The following is an 18,558-nucleotide window of genomic DNA, read 5'->3' as shown; positions in this document are numbered from 1 at the left end:
GCCTTCCCCGTCGAGCTCCCGCCCTACTCGGGCTGAGCGCCCGGGCGAGCCGAGCCGGCTCGTACGTCGACGCCGACGAGCGCGTCGAGCAGTTCGACGACGAGTCTGTTGTCGTCGACACCCGCCTCGGCCGCACGGTCGACGAACACAAGCGCGGCCGGGGTGTCGAGGTCGTTGTGCAGCACCGCTCGAACCGCCGCAAGGAGCTCCCGTGCACTGCCCTCCTCGCCCGTTCCGCGGTCGTGCGCCGCGAACGCCGCCGACCAGGTGCCGAGCCGGCGTTGCGCGCCGGCGAGGGCGGCATCCGTCCACTCCCAGTCGGAGCGGTAGTGCTCGCCGAGCACCGCGATCCGGATCGCACGGGGGTCGACGCCCGCCTCGCGCAGCCGTGAGACGAGCACGAGATTGCCGAGGGACTTGCTCATCTTCTCGCCCCGGTACGAGACCATGCCCGCGTGGCTGTAGAGCTGGGCGAGCGGTTGGCCCGAGAGCGCGGCGGCGTGGCCCGCGCTCATCTCGTGGTGCGGGAAGACGAGGTCTGAGCCGCCGCCCTGCACGGTGAAGTCGCGGCCGAGGTGCTGCAGCGCGATGACCGAGCACTCGATGTGCCAGCCGGGTCGCCCCGCCCCGAACGCCGACGTCCAGGCGGGCTCGCCGGCACGTTCGGCGCGCCAGAGCAGCGGGTCGAGCGGATGCCGCTTGCCCGGCCGCTCGGGGTCTCCCCCGCGTTCCGCGAAGAGCGCGAGCATCGTCGCCCGGTCGAGGTTGCTCTCGTCACCCAGCGTCCACGGGGAACGCTCGCTCGCGAGCTCGGTGTCGAAGTAGATGTCGCTGTCGGAGACGGCATCGGGGCTCTCGACCGCGTAGGCCAGTCCCGCCTCCCAGAGCTTCGAGACGGCGCGGGCGATGGGCTCGACGGCCTCGGTGACGGCCACGTAGTTGTCGGGCGGGATGACCCGCAGGCTCAGCATGTCGGTGCGGAAAAGCTCGATCTGCTCGTCGGCGAGTGCACGCCAGTCGACGCCCGTCACGGCCGCGCGCTCGAGCAGCGGGTCGTCGACGTCGGTGATGTTCTGCGCGTAGTGCACGTGGTACCCGGCGTCCAGCCAGACCCGGTGCAGCGTGTCGAAGGCCAGGTAGGTCGAGGCATGGCCCAGGTGGGTGGCGTCGTAGGGTGTTATGCCGCAGACGTACAGTCGTGCGATGTCGTGCGTCTCAGCCGCGACGAGCCCGTTGCTCGCGGTGTCGAAGACGAGAGGGGCCTCCGACCGCCCGGGAAGGACCGGGATGACCGGTCGTTGCCATGCGCGCACGGCTTACGCTGTCCACACACCGGTCGAGAGGAGCACGATGATCACTCCTCCGAGCAGCACCCGGTAGATCACGAACGGCAGGAAGCTGCGGCGCGAGATGTAGCTCATGAAGAAGGCGATGACGAGCAGTCCGACGATGAAGGCGACGAGCGTCGCGATGCCCGTCTCGAGGGGAGAGTAGACGCTCGGCTCGCCGAGGCTCTTGAACAGCTGGTAGAAGCCGCTGCCGAAGACCGCGGGGATCGCCAGCAGGAACGCGTAGCGCGAGGCCGCTTTGCGCTCGAACCCCATGAAGAGCCCGGCGGTGATGGTTCCGCCCGAGCGTGAGACGCCCGGGATGAGCGAGAGCGCCTGGGCGAGGCCGTAGATGATGCCGTTGCCGACGGTCATGTTCTTGAGCCGCTTGGTCTTCGTTCCCACCCAGTCGGCGATGCCGAGCAGGATGCCGAAGACGATGAGCGTCGTCGCGATGATCCACAGGCTGCGGAGCTGGTTCTCGATCAGGTCCTGGAAGAGGACCCCGAGGATCACGATGGGGATGCTGCCGATGATGATCAGCCAGCCCATCCTGGCGTCCGGATCGTTGCGCGGCACCTTGCCCGCGATGGAGCGACCCCACTGCCCCACGATGCGCACGATGTCACGCCAGAAGAACACGACGACCGCCGCCTCGGTGCCGATCTGGGTGATCGCGGTGAAGGCGGCGCCCGGATCCTGTGCATTCGGGAAGAGCTCGCCGAGGATGCGGAGGTGAGCGCTGCTCGAGATGGGGAGGAACTCGGTGAGACCCTGGACGAGGCCCAGGATGAGTGCTTCGATGATGCCCATGCTTCGCTTTCGTGGCCGGTGGTCGGTCGACGGACGGACTCGATAGTCTCAGTAGTCGAGCAGGAGGTCCGTCAGAACACGCCTGCCAAAGACTAATGCGTCCAAGGGCACACGCTCGTCAACCCCATGGAACATTCCCGGGAAGTCGAGCTCGGCGGGCAGCTTCAATGGTGCGAATCCGTAGCCCTTGATGCCGAGCTTACTCAAGGCCTTGTTGTCGGTGCCGCCCGACATCAGGTACGGCAGAACCGGGGTTCCCGGGTCGTGTCGGTGCAGCACCTCGACGGCCTTGTCGATGAGCGGGCCCTCGAACTCGTTCTCGAGCCCCACATCGCGGTGCATGACGACGATCTCGATCTCGTCGCCGACGATCGCCCGGATCTGCGCGAGCACGGCGTCCTCCTCGCCCGGAAGGGTGCGCACGTCGACGAGCGCCTCCGCCGTGTCGGGGATGACGTTGTGCTTGTAGCCGGCGGTCAGCACCGTGGGATTGGTGGTCGTGCGCAGGGTGGCCTGGATGAACCCGGCCGCCGTGCCCGTCTCGAGCACGATGTCATCCGGCCCGACCCGCTGCGGATCGCGCCCGAGGATCCTCGCGAGCTCGCCGATGAGCTGCGTGGTCGTCTCGGTGAGCCGGATGGGCCACTCGGTGCGCCCGAGCCGCGCGACGGCCTCGGCGAGCTTCGTGATGGCGTTGTCGGAGATGACCCGCGAGCCGTGGGCCGCCGTGCCGCGCGCGACGAGCTTGATCCAGACGAGGGCCTTCTCCCCCGTCTGCAGCAGGTAGGCGCGTTCGCCGCCGAGGGTGATCGAGTAGCCCCCGACCTCGCTGATCGCCTCGGTCGCTCCGGCGAAGAGCTCCGGGTGGCTGTCGACGAGGTAGTGCGAGCCCTCGACTCCCCCGGCCTCCTCGTCGGAGAAGAAGGCGATCACGAGGTCGCGTGCCGGCTGACGCCCCGAACGCAGGATGTCACCGAGCGCCGTCAGGATCATGGCGTCCATGTTCTTCATGTCCACCGCCCCCCGGCCCCACAGCATGCCATCGGCGATGACCCCGCCGAACGGGTCGACGGACCAGTTCGCCGGATCGGCCGGAACGACGTCGGTGTGCCCGTGCACGACGAGGGCGCCGCGCGACGAGTCCCGCCCCTCGACCCGCGCGATGACGCTCGTGCGCCGGGGCGCCGCGTCGAAGAGCTGCGTCTCGAGCCCGAGCGACTGGAGGTGCGCGGCGACGTACTCCGCCGCCTCGGTCTCGCCCTTCGACCGGCCTTCGCCGTAGTTGGTGGTGTCGAATCGGATGAGGTCGCGCGCGATCGACGCGGTCTCCTCGAGGCCTGTTTCCGCGGTCTCTGGGCTCATGACCTCAACGCTACCCGGCCCCCGGCGACGGTACGTTCAGGGTGTCGAAAACGGTCACAGAATTCGTGCTATTGTCTTACGTCGGCGAGAAAAACAGCCGAAAAAGTTCACTCGTCCGGGTGGCGGAAATGGCAGACGCGCTAGCTTGAGGTGCTAGTGCCCGTATAGGGCGTGGGGGTTCAAGTCCCCCCTCGGACACACGAAGAATCAGTACTGGTTGAGACAGTCGGTGCCGCTTTGCGGCAGCCTCGGGATCGCCCGAGGCCTTTCCTGGTTTAACACGACGCCGCCCCGTGCCGCCACGACTCCTCTGCATCCTGGTGAAACCCTTGAGGGAAGGGAACTGAATATTCTGCGCTCCAAGAAAGTCATCGACTCCTTGGGCTGCCATAACGCGATCGACCTCATCCTCTAATAACGAAGATGACATCCAACTCTGCGACGCATCTGAGCCCGTGGTCGTAGAAGCGCCAGCCCGCACCCTCGTTTTCGGCGTCACACACCAATCGCGAATCGTGCGCGATCTCACGTATCGGACCTCGAGAAGTCAGATGACCGTGGGCGGAGCCTCGGATACGGCCTGCTGAACGTCGCGCTCGCCTCGCGAGTGCGTGCTGTTCGTTGTGGCTCACAGAGCGAACGCGTCCGCTCCCGGAATCACCAGTCGTGCATGGTCCCGTCGGTGAGACGGTTCACCGGAAGGTACGCCGTTGAGTACTCGAACTTCGCCGCCGCCTCCACGTTCAGCTCCACGCCAAGACCGGGTGCATCGCTCGGATGGAGCAGCCCGTTCTCGAATGTGTAGCTGGTCTGGAATACCTCGAGGGTCTCGGGTGAATGCCGCATGTACTCCTGGATCCCGAAGTTGTGGATCGAGAGGTCCAGATGCAGCGCCGCTGCCATTCCCACCGGCGAGATGTCGGTCGGACCGTGGAAGCCCGACTTGATCTGATAGATCGCGGCGAACTCCATGATCTTCTTCAGAGCGGTGATCCCGCCGGTATGCGTCACCGCCGAGCGCACGTAGTCGATCAGCTGCTCGGTGATCAACGTCTGGTAGTCGTAGACGGTGTTGAAGATCTCGCCGATGGCGAGCGGCGTGGTCGTCTGCGAACGCACGCGACGGAGCGCCTCCTGGTTCTCCGCCGGTGTGCAGTCCTCCAGCCAGAACACGTCATAGGGCTCGAGCGACTTTCCGAGGATGGCAGCCTGATTGGGGGTCATCCGGTGATGGCCATCGTGAAGAAGCGGGAGTTCCGGACCGAACTCGTTGCGCACGGCCTCGAACACCGTGGGTACGTGACGCAGATAGGCACGGGTGTCCCAGGTCTCCTCGCTGGGAAGAGCCGAACGCTGGGCCGGCTCGTAGTCGTAGCGCGTGCCCTTTTTGGTCGCGTCAGCGACGCCGTAGATCTGCCCCAGTCCCGGCACCCCGGTCTGAATGCGTACGGCGCGGTACCCCAGCGCCAGGTGTTCATTGATCGAATCGAACAGAGCCGGGATGTCGCTCCCCGACGCGTGCCCGTAGGCGAGCGCTCCTGTACGTGATGCCCCTCCGAGCAGCTGATACACGGGCAATCCCGCCAGTTTGCCCTTGATGTCCCACAGGGCCACGTCGACCGCGGCGATGGCGGCCATCGTGACCGGCCCTCGCCGCCAGTATCCGCCGCGGTAGAGATACTGCCAGGTGTCCTCGATGTTGTTCGCCTCACGTCCGATGAGAAGTGGGACGACATGCTCGTTCAGGTAGGCGGCGACAGCGAGTTCACGGCCGTTCAGAGTGGCGTCGCCGATACCGACGACTCCGTCCGAGGTCGTGAGGCGCAGCGTGACGAAATTCCGTCCCGGGCTCGTGACGATCACTTCGGCTTTGTCGATTTTCATTCGTGTCTTTCGTGTTGCGGATATGAGTGGAATGCGGCTCAGCGACGACGGATGGTCCGCGCGCTGAACAGGATGAGCATGAGCAGGATGACCAGGCCGTAGGCAATGTTCTGCCCGGCCTGCGGAATTCCGACGACCCTCAGGATGCTCAGGAGCAGCACGGTGATCAGCACACCCGCGATGGTTCCGGTGTAGCCGCCCTTACCGCCGAAGATGCTCGTGCCGCCGAGCACGACAGCGGCGATCGTCGACAATTGGTAGCTCGTTCCCGACCCGAGATAGCTCGAGCCGGTGTAGCCGGTGAGCAGGAATCCGGCCAACCCAGCGGCGACGCCCGAGACGACGTAGAGCGTCACGATCGTGCGAGTCACCGGCACGGCGGCGAAGTGACTGGCCTCGCGGTTGAGCCCGACCGCGTAGACACGACGGCCAAAGACCGTCTTGCGCAGCACGAAGATCGTCACCGCGGCGAGTACCGCCCAGAGCAGGAACCCGGAGGTGAGAAAGCCAGCGAACCTGCCGGTCACAAACCAGTTCAGCGCACCGCTCGACGAGCCGCGCGGACTGCCGTTGGTGATGAGGTAGCCCACGCCGACGACAACCGTCATCGTCGCGAGAGTGGCCACGAGATCGGGAATCTTGATCAGAGTGATGATCCCGCCGTTGACGAGCCCCACGAGCGCGCCGACAGCGAGCGACACGAGCAGAGCGAGCGGCAGGTTCGCGTCGTCGCCGTCGAGGATCGCGGCGGTGAGCAGGTTGCTCAGAGTGACGACGGCTCCGACCGAGAGGTCGATGCCTCCGATCAGGATCACGAGCGTCTGCCCGATCGCCACGATCCCGAGGATCGTGGCGAGTTGCAGCAGGCTCCCGATCTGCGCGCCTTCCAGATAGCCCGGCGAAACCAGAACCGTGATGACGTAGAGCACGACGAGCGACGCGAACGGCAGCACGAGGCGAAGTCGCTCCCCCGTGAGGAATGCCGGTCGCCGTGCGCTCACGTCGGCTGACGGGATGGGATCGATGCCGGTGTTCGTCATACGAGCGCCGCCTTCCTCTGCCGCAGCCGCCGGATCACGTAGGGGATCGCGAGGGCGCCGATCAGCAGCACCCCTGTCACGAGGTACTGCCAGTACGTGTTGACTCCGAGCGAGAAGAGCAGGTTGTTGATGAAGCTGAGTACGAGCGCTCCGGCGATGGGGCCGGCGATGGTTCCCCGCCCTCCGGAAAGCGCGACGCCTCCGATCACGGCCGCCGCGATCGCGTTGAGTGTGTAAGGAACCCCGATCGACGGGTCGCCCGAGCCGGCGTTCATGGTGATGAAGAGACCTCCGAGACCGGCGAAGAATGCAGCGAGCACATAGGCGAGGAACGTTGTGCGCACCACCGCGACCCCGCTGGTGAAGGCAGCGCCCTCATCGTTTCCGACGGCGTACAGGGCGGTGCCGAAACGACTGCGCCGGATCGGCCACCAGAGCACGAGCGGGATCACGATGAAGAGCAGGATCACGAGCGGGATCGGGCCGACGAGCTGTAGCGGGAGGTTCGTGAACCAGACGGGAAGCTCGCCGCCGGGCGTCGGCAGGATGTAGAGCGCGATGCCCAGCATCACCGACTGCGTGGCCAGGGTGACGATCAATGCGGGAAGGCCCAACACTGCTACCAGGAAGCCGTTCACCGCCCCGGCGAGAAGAGCGACCACCATCGCGATCACGATCCAGATGACGAGGTCGCCACCGACGATCGTGCCGTTGGCGACGATGACGTTCACAAGGGTGAGAGTGCCGCCGATCGAGAGGTCGATGCCTTTCGAGACGATCACGATCGTTGCCCCGATCGCGGCCAAGGCCAACGGCAGCTTCTGTGCGAAGGTGTTGGTCACCGACACGATGCCGAGGTTGGGGGTCGCCACCACCCAGACGACGAGGATGACGGCGAGCACTCCGTACGCGATCAGTGCTGACGGCTCGCGCCGGACGTACCGGGTGAACGCGGAGATCATGCCGCCTCCGTTCCTGCCTCGAAGGAGGCTTTTGTCACTTCTTCCTCCGTCAGCCGCTCGCCCGCGAGCTCGGCCACGATCCGTCCGCCCGAGATCACGAGCACTCGATCGCACACGCCGATGGTCTCGCTGAGATCGGTGGACATCAGCACGATCCCCTTGCCTTCGGCCGCGAGTCTGCGCATGAGCACGTAGATCTCGTATTTGGTGCCGACGTCGATGCCCCGGGTGGGATCGGCGAAGAGGTACACGGAGGGGTCGGCCAGCAGGGTTCTGCCGATGACGATCTTCTGTTGGTTCCCGCCTGACAGGCCGCCTGCGATGAGGCTGCCGTCAGGGGGACGGATCGCCATGGCGGTGATGCTCGTCGTCGCCGCCGCCTGCTCCTTGCGAGAGGAGAGCACGCCGGCTCGGGAGAACGCCGGCAGGGTCGGGAGCGTGAGATTCTTGAAGATCGAGAACGCGAGCACGAGGCCGTGCCGCTTGCGATCCTCAGGCACAAGGGAGACCCCCGCACGCAACGCCTTCCGTGGATTGCGGAACGGTCCGGCTGCCGACCCGACTCGCAGCTCTCCCTTCGACGCACGGATTCCCGCCAGTCCCTCGAGAAGATCGTTCTGGCCGTTCCCGGCAAGGCCCGCGATCCCGACGATCTCACCGGGCCGGAGGTCGAGCGAGATGTCTTTGACGCGGGTTCCGATGACGCTGAACTCGCGTGCCGACAGTAACGGGACATCCGTCGGGCCGCTGTAGTGCACGTCTTTCGAGGGAAACAGCGCCTCGAGCTTGCGACCGACCATCAGGCTCACGAGGGTGTCTGCGTCGATATCGGACGCCGCCCGGCTCGCGACCGACTCGCCGTCTTTCAAGACGGTGAAGGTGTCGCAGACCGCGAACATCTCGCTCAGGCGGTGAGTGATGAACACAACGCTGGTGCCGCGTTCTCTGAGCCGCCTGATGAGCTCGAGCAGCCGATCCACCTCCGACTCGCGCAGCCCCGAGGTCGGCTCGTCGAGGATCAAGACCCTCGGCTGCGACACGAGGGCCTTCGCGATCTCAACGAGCTGGCGTTCCGCGAACTCGAGGTCGCGGACCATGTCGTGCACGGAGACAGTCGACCCGACCTCGACGAGCGCGTCCGCGGCCATCCTGTCGCGCTTCGCGGCGTTCACAAAAGGACCCCGCATCGGCTCCTGGCCGATCAGGATGTTCTCTCCGACCGGCAGGTGCTCGAAGAGCGAAAGCTCCTGTGCCACGGCTGCGATGCCTGCGGCACGGGCGGTCGCCGGCATCAGGTTCGTCTGGCGGATGCCGTCGTAGAGCACCTCGCCGGCGTCCGGCTGGTAGATGCCCGACAAGACCTTCAGGAGGGTCGACTTGCCCGCCCCGTTCTCACCGGCGAGACCGATCACGGTTCCGGATGGCACAACGAGGTCGACTCCCTTGAGCGCGTGCACTCCGCCAAAACTCTTGCGCACCCCTCGGAGCTCGACCACAGGGCCGAGCTCCGAGTCCGCCTGACGACGATCGCTCATCGGTCAGTTGCCGCCGTAGTACTTCTGGATGGACTCCTCCGACAGCTGGGTCGGCAGGAAGAAGGCGTCCGGGAGGTCAGGCCGGACATAGTCCTCCAGTGTGTCCTGCGTGATGACCGGCAGGTCGATGTGCGGAGCCTGTCCCGGATCCTCGCCTCGCACCGCCTTCACCGCGTAGTCGAGCGCGATCGCGCCGAGATAGGGCGGGTTCGAGGGGGCGATGGACTCCCAGCCCTGGCTGTCCTTCAGCTCCTTCCACTTCTTGAGGAAGCCGTTGTATCCCTCGCCCGTGATCGGGACGAGAGCGGATCCGCGCTGCTCGATGGCGTTCAGCGCACCGAGGCTCGGTCCACCACCCTGCGAGTAGATTCCCGCGATGTCAGGATTCGCCGAGAGCAGGTCTGCCGCCGCCGACTGCCCTTTCGCCTGATCCCAATCGGTGTCGGCACTGCCGACGACGGAAACTCCGGCCGCGTCGAGCTCATCCGTCGCGCCCGTGAGCCGCGCATCGTTGACAGGGCTGCCGGACGTGCCGTCGAGTGTCACGACGGTGTCACCGCTCGTGAGCTTCGAGGCGAGCCATTCCCCGCCGATCTGGCCGAACTCGGTCTGATCGGTGTTGACGGTGATCGAGTGCTCGCTCGAGACCGTGTTGTCGAATGACACCACGAGCACGCCCTGCTGCCATGCACGCTGCACGGCGCTGTTCAGGGCCGTCTCGGATGCCGCGTCGATGAGCAGGATGTCGACGCCCTTGGTCAGGAGGTCGTTGATGTCGGAGAGCTGCTTGTCCACCGAGTTGTTGGCATCGGTGACGATGAGGTCGGCGACGTCGTCGGACATCTTCGCCGCCTCGTCTTGCAGCTCATAGATCATCTGCGTGCGGAACGCATTGCCGGCGAAGGAGTTCGAGAAGCCGACGGTGAGCTTGCCGTCCTTGGGCGCGACCATGTACGAGGAGTCGCCGGCGGCGCCGGTGCCCTCGGGCGTGCCCGCGGTGGAGCATCCGGCTGTGATGAGCGCGACCGTGGTGAGGGCCGCTGCGGTGGCGATGCCTCGGCGCAGCGCCCGCGAGTGGGTGGTCTTCATGAGGGGGTTACCTCCAGGTAACTGCTGTGGTTCTGATGATGACGTCGACGGTGATCGTCTGGCCGTCGGGGACGGCCGATCATTCGGTGATCGCTGGGGATGCCCCTCCTTCCGGCGCCACGCGAGCGCGCGTTTGGGGCAGTCCGCTGGTCGTGGTCGGGATGAGGAAGACTGCGCCGGCGAGCTCCCCGTCGTCGGGCGTGAGGTTCGCGCTCGTGACGGCGAGTGTCGAGAGGTCGGCACCGACGAACATGGCGCTCGTGGGTCGCCTCACCGGCAGCCGCAGCTCGACATCCGTCGTCCCGTCGGGGCGATAGCGCACGATTTTGCCGCCATCCCATTTCGCGGCCCAGACGGCTCCATCGGCATCGACCGTCAGCCCGTCGGGAACATAGCCACGAGGGTCTTCGGCGAACACCCGGCGGTTCGACAACGCACCAGACTCGGGATCGCAGTCGAATGCCCAGATCTTCCGTGCGAGGCTGTCGGTGTAGTAGAACGTGCCCCCGTCGGGAGCCCAGCCGAGCCCGTTGGAGGTCGTGACGCCGGAGAAGACACGCTCGACCCGGCCGTCGACGGTGCGATAAAAGGCGCTGCTCTGCTCCGTCTCGGGATCATGCATCGTGCCGAACCAGAGATTTCCGTGGCGATCGCTTTTGCCGTCGTTCACGCGATGGTCAGACGAGTCGTAGTCGCCTGCCCAGACCTGTCGCCAGCCGGCGACCGCGGTGTGTCGGTAGAGGCCGTCGCGAAGCCCGGCGAACAGGCCTCCCGTGTCGTCCGGCACGGCGAAGCCGACCGATGACGGGGCCTGGAGGCGAGCGGCCTCAACACCGTCGAGAGTCGCATTGCGGATCACTGCACCCCGGATGTCGACCCACCAGAGCCGTTCTCCGATGGTGTCCCACCACGGCCCTTCTCCGAGGGCGTCTCTGTCGTCGACGCCGAGGAGCTCGAAGCGGGCGTCGCGCACTCTGGTCACGACTCCTCGCTCGCATCGTCGAAACGGGCTCGCACCTGCCGCTGGGCGGCGGCGAGATGCGCCTGAGCGGTCGCAAGGGCGAGTTGCACGTCGCCGGTCTCGATCGCGACCACAAGGCTTTCGTGCTCCCGACGGGTGCGTTCCGGGATGGTCGGACGCAACACGAGAGACCACATGCGGTCCCAGGCCGCTCCGTAGGCGACTGACTCCATCACCGAGGTGAGGATCGAGTTGCCGCTCGCACGCACGATCGCGCGATGCAGGTCGTTGTCGAGTTCGAGGTACACGGCGGGGTCGTCGGTCTGCTCACTCGCTTCGTAGATCGCGCGGATCTCGCGAATCTGCTCGGGGCTCGCGGATCCGGCGGCGAGAACGATGGAACCGGGCTCGACCACGCGGCGAAACTCCATGAGCTCGAGCGCCGAGGTCGCGTCGATGTGGAGGTTGTCGGTCGCAGCACTGCGGATGATGTCAGCGGCGGTCAGCCCCGTGACATAGGTGCCCGAACCGTGTCGGCTCTCCAGGATTCCGACGAGCTCCAGCGCACGGATCGCCTCGCGGAGAGCGCCGCGTGAGACTCCCAGTTCGCCCGCAAGGTCGATCTCTCGGGGCAGTTGCGACAACGGCGCGAAGCGTCCCTCTGCAATCCCTTGACGGATGAGCGTCATCGCGCGCCGCGAGGCGGTATCCGCAGGTGCCGCTTTGACCAACGATCGCTCCTTTGCCATAGTTGTTGAACCTCTTTGCGTACGGTTGAGTATCACACGAGCACTGAGGTTCGTCAAATAGCGAAAGATGCCCTAATAGCCGCTGATTGTCGCCAACGAGCCAAGTGCCTTTTTATAAAGAGGTTCATCCTCTTTGTGTAAGCGAGCGCAAGCGACAGCACCCGCGACAGCCACGCCCACGACGACGACCTCCGCAACGGAACGGACGCCTCAGCCCTCCCGCAGGCAGGTCGCGGGAACACTCAGCGGTGGGTCTCGTGGTCGGCGATCGCCGCCCTGACGACCTATGCGAGGAGGGCCCGCGACCCGGCGGACGAGGGTCAGGAGCGCTTGAGGCCGTCGAAGAGGAAGCGGTAGCTGAAGCCGGCGATGAGAGCTCCGACGATCGGGAACACGATGAACACCCAGAGCTGCACGAGCCAGTCGCCGCCGCCGAAGATCGCGGTCGCGATCGAGCGCGCGGGGTTGATCGAGGCGTTGTCGACCGGGATGGCGACCAGCAGCAGCAGGGTGAGCGTGAAGCCGATCGCGATGGGCGCGAAGCCGGCGGTCGCGCGGGTGTGGGTCACCCCGAGGATGACGTAGAGGAACAGCGCCGTGATGACGATCTCGATCACGATCGCCGCGACGATGCCGAAGCCGCCCGGCGAGAGCTCGTCGTAGCCGTTCGAGACGAAGCCGCCCGCGACGGCGGAGTCGAGGAAGCCCGAGGGGCCGTTCGCGGCGAGGGCGAAGATCACCGTCGCACCGAGGATCGCGCCGATGAGCTGCGCGAGGATGTAGCCGATCACGTCCCTCCACGAGAAGCGGCCGGCGGCGGCGAGGCCGAGCGTGACCGCCGGGTTGAAGTGGCCGCCCGAGATCGGGCCGAACGCGAAGGCGCCGATCATGACCGTGAGGCCCAGCGCGAGCGCCACTCCGAGGAATCCGACGCCGAGCGGGTTGCCCGCGTCGCCGCCCGGGAACGCCGCCGAGAAGACGGCGGTGCCGACGAGGCCGAAGACGAGCAGGAAGGTTCCGGCGATCTCGGCGATGAGCCGAGCGGTCATCGACGGCGCCTGGGGTTCGATGGGAGAGGTCATGGGTGATCCACTTCTAGAAGAGGGTTCGGCGGGGATTGCGACGCGAGAAGGCGGTCTCGCAGACCGCGGCGTCCTTGCGACCGTATTGTCCGGCCACGGCGAACCCACGGATTTCGTTCGCATGTCGCGCGTCTCATCCCCGAAACCGCGCACCGGATGCCTCGGCGACAGGGCCGCGTCAGGCCACGGTGTAGCGTCGAAGGGTTGGCGCGACGCGCCTGTGCGAGACGGAACGTGACCGAACAAGAGCCCTCCCTCGCGGACCCCGACGGTTCCGCCCCTCTTCGGCGACGCCATTTCGTCGACCTGTCGCCGCTGCGTGAGAGCCCCGCCTTCGCGCGCCTGTGGATCGGCGGCGCGATCTCGGGCATCGGCGGCCAGATGACGATCGTCGCCGTGGGCCTGCACATCTACGACCTCACCCAGTCGACCCTCGCCGTGGCTCTCGTCGCCCTGTTCGCCCTCGGCCCGATGATAGTCTTCGGCCTCTACGGCGGCGTTCTCGCCGACTCCTTCGACCGCCGCACGGTCGCGCTCGTGACCGCGATCATCGCCTGGGCGTCGACGGCCGGCATCGCCGCCCTCTCCTGGCTGAACGTCGACGTCGTCTGGCCCCTCTACGTGCTCTCGACGGTCAACGCGGTCGCGAGCACGGTCATCGGCAGCACACGGCAGGCGATCACCCCGCGCCTGCTGCCGACCCGGCTCCTGCCCGCGGCGAGTGCGCTGACCGGCATCAGCATGGGGGTGATGGTCACGGTGGGCCCTGCGCTCGCGGGGCTGCTCGTGGCATCCGTGGGTTTCAGCTGGACGTACACGATCGACGTCGTGATGTTCCTGGCCGCCTTCCTCGGCATCTTCACACTGCCGCGCATCGTGCCCGAAGGAGAGCGGCAGAAGGCCGGCCTGGAATCGGTGCTCTTCGGGCTGCGGTTCCTGAAGACGGCCCCCAACATCCGCATGACCTTCCTGCTCGACATCATCGCCATGACCTTCGGCCAGCCCCGCGCGCTGTTCCCCGCGGTCGGCGCCCTGCTCATCGGAGGCGGCGCCGTCTCGGTGGGCATCCTCACGGCGGCCGCCGCGGTCGGAACCCTCGTGTCGAGCATCTTCTCGGGTCGGCTCGGCCACGTGCGCCAGCAGGGCAGGGCGATCTCGCAGGCGATCATCGTCTACGGAGCCTGCATCCTGGGCTTCGGCATCGTTCTCGGGGTCGTCGCGCTGAACACCGCCGGGCCGGCCGGCCAGTCGTTCGATCAGGTCGACATGGTCGCTCTCGTCGCCGCATCCCTCCTTCTGGCGGGTTCGGGCGCGGCCGACAACGTGAGCGCGATCTTCCGTATGACGATCCTGCAGTCCTCGGTTCCCGACGGCATGCGCGGGCGCCTGCAGGGCATCTTCACGGTCGTCGTCGCCGGCGGCCCTCGCCTCGGCGACCTCTACGTCGGCGTTCTCGCGGTCGCCGGGGCGCTCTGGTTCCCGCCCCTCGTCGGCGGCCTCGTGATCATGGTCGCCGTGGGCGTCATCGTGAGGATGCAGAGGACCTTCACCCGGTACGACGCCCTCGACCCGACGCCCTGATCGGTACGACTCGACCGCCGCTGACCCGCCGTCGCCCGTGACTCCGGTCACGCCGGGGCCTAAGGTGAAAGCATGTCGGATCAAGGACTCGAACCGGGAAGCTCGCTGGGCATCGCTACGGTGCCGAACCTCAGAGACGTGGGCGGGTATCCCGTCGCATCGGGGGGAACGGTGCGTCGCGGCATCCTCTACAGGTCCGTCGCCCTCGACCACGTCGACGGCCCGGATGTCGCGGCCCTCGCCGCTCTCGGCGTCACGACGGTCTTCGACCTGCGTACGGCGGCCGAACGCGAGGCCGCGCCCGACAGACTCCCCGCCGGCGCCCACACCGTCGTGCTCGACGTGCTCGCCGACTCGGCCGACTCGGCGCCCGCGCAGCTCATCGCGGTCATGAACGACCCGGTCGAGGCCACCCGCACGCTCTCGGGACGCCGGGTGTACGAGATCTTCGATCAGGCCTACCGCGAGTTCGTGACCCTCGACAGCGCACGGCAGTCGTTCGCGGCGTTCGTCCGGGCGATCGCGACGGACGACGGCATGCCCGCGATCGTGCACTGCACGACCGGCAAAGACCGCACGGGCTGGGCGACGGCGGTCACACTCCTGGCCCTGGGCGTCTCCGAGGAGCTCGTGATGGCCGACTACCTGCTCACCAACGAGCTGCTCATCCCCGCGCTGCAGCCTGTGATCGACTCCTTCGAGGCGGCCGGCGGCGACCCCGCGGTGCTCCTGCCGGTGCTCGGCGTCGAACGCGAGTACCTGCAGACGGCACTCGATCTCGTCCGGGAGCGCCACGGCTCGATCGACGGCTATCTGCGCGAGGGTCTCGGCATCGACGACACGACCCTCGCCGCGTTGCGCGCGAGGTTCATCGAACCGGCCTGACGCCCTTCCCCCCTTTTTCTTTCCTTTCCTCCCTCCTCAAAACGACGGAGATTCGCGGCAGAACGTGCCTTTTTCGCCCGAACAGAGCACTTTCGGGCAAAAAGTCCGTCGTTTTGAGTCACGGGGAGTCAGCCAGTCGGGCAGTCGGGCAGCCGGGCCGGGCAGCCAGGCCGGGCAGAGCTGAAGCGCGCTAGTCGCGATGCCGCGAGCGGAGCGCGGCCTCCTCCGCGTCGAGCGTGGCGAGCACCGCCTGGATGGCCCGCTCCTGATACCGTCGCTCCCGTCGCGCGGCGAGCACGGCCGCGCGCTCCGCGTCGATCATCGCCTGCCGCAGGCGGCCCAGCGCCTCCGACGGCGGAAGGCCGCTGCCCTCCTCGTCGAGCTGGCCCGATTGCACGCCGAGCGTCGACATGTCGCGCAGTGTCGAGATGACGATCTCGGGGTCGTCGTCGCGGCGCTGGGACTCGAGCACCTCGAGCGAGGCGAGCTTCGCCTCGGCGACGAGGCGGCGGCGCTCCATGTCCTCCTGGGCGACGTTGGGACTCGGCAGCTTCAGGGCACGCACGAACCGGGGAAGAGCCAGACCCTGCACGAGCGTCACGACCACCACGACGAACGCGAGCAGCTGCAGGACCCCGCGCTGAGGCGTGTCCTCCGGCAGCAGGAACACGGCGGCCAGGGTCACGACTCCGCGCATGCCGGCGAAGGAGGCCGCCCAGGCCGTGCCCCAGCTCCAGCCGCGGCTGCGGAGCGCCCTCGGCCCCCAGCGGTAGACGGCGGTCGTCGCGAGCACCCAGGCTGTGCGCACGACGATCAGCGAGACCACGATGACGAGACTGATCCCGATGGTCGGCCAGACCCCGAGCTCGCTCTCCGCGGCCGCCGACAGGATGCTCGGCAGCTGCAGGCCGATGAGCAGGAACACGGCGTTCTCGAGCAGGAACGCGACGGTGCGCCAGTTCAGCCGCTCGGCGATGCGCGCCTGCGCCGACTGCACGATCGGCGAGCGGAAGCCGAGATAGAGCCCCGCGACCACGACGGCGAGGAATCCCGAGCCGTGGATCGCCGCGGCCGGGAAGTAGGCGAGGTACGGGGTGACGAGCGACAGGCTCGTGTCGAGCACGGGCGCCCTGAGCCTCGTGCGGATCGCGGCGAGGATCCAGCCGACGAGCAGTCCCACCGCGACGCCGCCGCCGATCGCGAGCAGGAAGTCGATCGCGAGGCTTCCCGGCGTGACCGCGACCATGACGGCCGCGATGGCGGCGTTCAGCGCGACGAGCGCCGTCGCGTCGTTGAGCAGGCTCTCGCCCTCGAGCACGGTCACGAGCCGCCGGGGCAGACCGGCCCGCCCCGCGATGGCGACCACCGACACGGCATCCGTGGGGGCCACGATCGCGCCGAAGGCGAACGCGGCGGCGAGGGTGAGCGAGGGCACGATCGCCCAGGTGATGAGCCCGATGACGATCGTGGTCACGACCACGAGCACAACGGAGAAGTTGATGATCGAGTCTCCGCGCGCCCGTACGTCGATGAAGGAGGTGCGGATCGCGGCGGCGTAGAGCAGGGGCGGCAGCACTCCGACGAGGATCACCTCGGGTTCGAGCTCCACCCGGGGGATGCCGGGGATGTACGCCGCGGCGACACCCGCGAGCACGAGCACGACGGGCGCCGACCAACCCACCCTGCGCGCGAGACCCGTGACCGTGACGACGGCCACGACGAAGACCACGGCCCAGGCGATGATCTCCGCCGTCGATGATCCGTCCATCGTCGTGCCCCTCCCCTTGCTCCGCCGCCGTTCAGCAGCAGCCGCTCAGCGCCCCTCGCGCCCGTTCACAGGGTCCAACGGCGTCGAGAGGAAAACTAGTCCTCTCCGCCGACCGTGACGAAATCGATGAGCTGCTCGACCCGTCCGAGCAGCTGGGGCTCGAGGTCGGCGAACGACCGCACCTGGCCCAGGATGCGCTTCCACGCGTTCGCGATGTCGGCCTGGGTCTCGTGCGGCCAGCCCAGCGCCTCGCAGATGCCGTGCTTCCAGGGGATGTCGCGGGGCACGGTCGGCCAGGCGCGCAGACCGAGCCGCTCGGGCTTGACCGCCTGCCAGACGTCGATGTAGGGATGGCCGACGACGAGCACGTGCTCGCCGTACGGGCCCCGGCGCACGGTCTCGGCGATGCGCGACTCCTTCGAGCCCGCGACGAGGTGGTCGACGAGCACGCCGATCCGGCGCTTCGCGTCGGGCTGGGCGGTGCGCACGATGCCGTCGAGGTCGTCGATCCCGCCGAGGTACTCGACGACGACCCCCTCGACGCGCAGGTCGTCTCCCCAGACCCGTTCGACGAGCTCGGCATCGTGGCGTCCTTCGACGTAGATCCGGCTCGCGCGGGCGACCCGTGCCCGCGCCTCCGGGGCCGCGAAGGAGCCGGAGGCGGTGCGCCGGGCGGGCTGCCGCCCCGGCGCACGCGTGGGCGCCACGAGGTTGACTGCCTCGCCGTCGATGAGGAAACCGTGCCCGAGCGGGAACGTCCTGCGATTGCCGCCTCTGTCCTCGAGCTCGACGGTGACCTTGTCGACCCCCACCACCGCCCCGCAGAAGCCGGACTCGGCGAGCTCGACGACGAGTTCTCTCGTCGCGGGCACGGTGGGGATCTGTCGTCGGCCCTGCGCCCGCCAGTCGCCCGCGAGCACGTCCGAACCGTAGCGGTCGTCGTTCATCGGTCCGACGGTAGCCGCTTCCGGTACCGAGCGCTTCGCGACACACAGTGTTACGAGTGCAAGACATCTTTCCCTTGGAGGGGGTCGGTGAGATAGTCTCTGTGCAGCAGTTGTGTTGCCTCGCACGTAGTGAATGTTTTCCGGCCTCGGTCGGCAGCGTGTTTGTTTCGGGTGTGGACGACGAAGACCGCAAAGAGCGTTTCCGGCAGTCGGAATCGAACAGCACACAGGAGAGTCAACAATGGCAACAGGTACCGTCAAGTGGTTCAACGCGGAAAAGGGCTTCGGCTTCATCGCGCCTGAGGACGGCAGCCCCGACGTTTTCGCCCACTACTCGGCGATCGCGACGAGCGGCTACCGCAGTCTCGAAGAGAACCAGCGCGTCGAGTTCGAGGTCACGCAGGGCGCCAAGGGCCCGCAGGCTGAGAACATTCGCCCCATCTAATTCAGGCAGTTCGTCTGCCCATCGAGCCTGTCGGCGCCGGTTTCACCGGTTCCGGCAGGCTCGTATTGTTCGTGCGCGCCCCGACGGTTTGTTATGCGCCCGGCAGCGACGGCGCCCCGGCAGCGAC

At 67.2% G+C, this 18,558-nt stretch carries 16 protein-coding genes and 1 tRNA gene; 4 read left to right on the top strand and 13 right to left on the bottom strand.

Annotation, left to right across the window (positions count from 1 at the left end):
- Nucleotides 1-23 precede the first annotated feature (23 nt).
- From mshC to CLV54_RS04470, 3 genes are read right to left on the bottom strand one after another with little or no spacing between them, the layout of a single operon-like run.
- A complete protein-coding gene (gene mshC / locus CLV54_RS04480; protein ID WP_100343778.1) occupies nt 24-1,313 on the bottom strand; it encodes a cysteine--1-D-myo-inosityl 2-amino-2-deoxy-alpha-D-glucopyranoside ligase in 1,290 nt (429 codons plus the stop codon).
- 3 nt (nt 1,314-1,316) lie between these two features.
- Nucleotides 1,317-2,141, bottom strand: a complete 825-nt coding sequence (locus CLV54_RS04475; RefSeq protein ID WP_100343777.1) for an undecaprenyl-diphosphate phosphatase — start codon at nt 2,139-2,141, stop codon at nt 1,317-1,319.
- A 48-nt stretch (nt 2,142-2,189) separates the two neighbouring features.
- The gene (locus CLV54_RS04470; protein ID WP_100343776.1) at nt 2,190-3,503 is read right to left on the bottom strand and encodes a M20/M25/M40 family metallo-hydrolase; all 1,314 of its coding nucleotides are present in this window, start codon (nt 3,501-3,503) and stop codon (nt 2,190-2,192) included.
- 113 nt (nt 3,504-3,616) lie between these two features.
- On the opposite strand from CLV54_RS04470, the gene CLV54_RS04465 reads away from it, so the two are divergent.
- A tRNA-Leu gene (locus CLV54_RS04465) sits at nt 3,617-3,701 on the top strand.
- Nucleotides 3,702-4,160: 459 nt separating this feature from the next.
- Here the strand turns inward: CLV54_RS04465 and manD are convergent.
- From manD to aqpZ, 8 genes are all read right to left on the bottom strand, one after another.
- On the bottom strand, nt 4,161-5,387 hold the full coding sequence (manD, locus tag CLV54_RS04460) for a D-mannonate dehydratase ManD (protein ID WP_100343775.1): 1,227 nt from the start codon (nt 5,385-5,387) through the stop codon (nt 4,161-4,163).
- 38 nt (nt 5,388-5,425) lie between these two features.
- Nucleotides 5,426-6,427 carry an ABC transporter permease gene (locus CLV54_RS04455; protein ID WP_100343774.1) on the bottom strand — a complete coding sequence of 334 codons (1,002 nt, stop codon included), beginning with the start codon at nt 6,425-6,427 and terminating at the stop codon, nt 5,426-5,428.
- Entirely contained in the window at nt 6,424-7,389 is a 966-nt protein-coding gene (locus CLV54_RS04450) for an ABC transporter permease (RefSeq protein WP_100343773.1), read from the bottom strand. Before CLV54_RS04450 ends, CLV54_RS04455 begins: the two co-directional genes overlap by 4 nt.
- Entirely contained in the window at nt 7,386-8,924 is a 1,539-nt protein-coding gene (locus CLV54_RS04445; RefSeq protein WP_100343772.1) for a sugar ABC transporter ATP-binding protein, read from the bottom strand. The genes CLV54_RS04450 and CLV54_RS04445 overlap by 4 nt, the downstream gene beginning before the upstream one ends.
- 3 nt (nt 8,925-8,927) lie before the next feature.
- Complete coding sequence (locus tag CLV54_RS04440; protein ID WP_100343771.1) at nt 8,928-10,013, bottom strand: ABC transporter substrate-binding protein; 1,086 nt, start codon at nt 10,011-10,013, stop codon at nt 8,928-8,930.
- A gap of 79 nt (nt 10,014-10,092) precedes the next feature.
- Entirely contained in the window at nt 10,093-10,995 is a 903-nt protein-coding gene (locus CLV54_RS04435; RefSeq protein ID WP_100343770.1) for an SMP-30/gluconolactonase/LRE family protein, read from the bottom strand.
- Nucleotides 10,992-11,780 (bottom strand): FadR/GntR family transcriptional regulator, encoded by a 789-nt coding sequence (locus CLV54_RS04430; RefSeq protein WP_157802800.1) that lies wholly within the window; start codon nt 11,778-11,780, stop codon nt 10,992-10,994. Before CLV54_RS04430 ends, CLV54_RS04435 begins: the two co-directional genes overlap by 4 nt.
- 263 nt (nt 11,781-12,043) lie before the next feature.
- A complete protein-coding gene (gene aqpZ / locus CLV54_RS04425; protein ID WP_245861336.1) occupies nt 12,044-12,805 on the bottom strand; it encodes an aquaporin Z in 762 nt (253 codons plus the stop codon).
- Between the two features lie 234 nt (nt 12,806-13,039).
- Between aqpZ and CLV54_RS04420 the strand changes: the two genes are divergently transcribed.
- Nucleotides 13,040-14,386: an MFS transporter gene (locus tag CLV54_RS04420; RefSeq protein WP_245861334.1), complete on the top strand. Its 1,347-nt coding sequence runs from the start codon at nt 13,040-13,042 to the stop codon at nt 14,384-14,386.
- A gap of 72 nt (nt 14,387-14,458) precedes the next feature.
- Nucleotides 14,459-15,271: a tyrosine-protein phosphatase gene (locus CLV54_RS04415; RefSeq protein WP_100343767.1), complete on the top strand. Its 813-nt coding sequence runs from the start codon at nt 14,459-14,461 to the stop codon at nt 15,269-15,271.
- Between the two features lie 190 nt (nt 15,272-15,461).
- Here the strand turns inward: CLV54_RS04415 and CLV54_RS04410 are convergent, their stop codons facing one another.
- The gene (locus CLV54_RS04410; RefSeq protein WP_100343766.1) at nt 15,462-17,039 is read right to left on the bottom strand and encodes a Na+/H+ antiporter; all 1,578 of its coding nucleotides are present in this window, start codon (nt 17,037-17,039) and stop codon (nt 15,462-15,464) included.
- A 95-nt stretch (nt 17,040-17,134) separates the two neighbouring features.
- Nucleotides 17,135-17,986, bottom strand: coding sequence for a DUF3097 domain-containing protein (locus CLV54_RS04405; RefSeq protein ID WP_100343765.1), 852 nt, complete (start codon nt 17,984-17,986; stop codon nt 17,135-17,137).
- Between the two features lie 241 nt (nt 17,987-18,227).
- On the opposite strand from CLV54_RS04405, the gene CLV54_RS04400 reads away from it, so the two are divergent.
- The gene (locus tag CLV54_RS04400; RefSeq protein ID WP_100343764.1) at nt 18,228-18,431 is read left to right on the top strand and encodes a cold-shock protein; all 204 of its coding nucleotides are present in this window, start codon (nt 18,228-18,230) and stop codon (nt 18,429-18,431) included.
- Nucleotides 18,432-18,558: the final 127 nt, after the last annotated feature.

This window comes from Compostimonas suwonensis, from assembly GCF_002797855.1.
Taxonomy (GTDB): Bacteria; Actinomycetota; Actinomycetes; order Actinomycetales; family Microbacteriaceae; genus Compostimonas; species Compostimonas suwonensis.
This window is presented reverse-complemented; position numbering and strand designations above follow the sequence as displayed.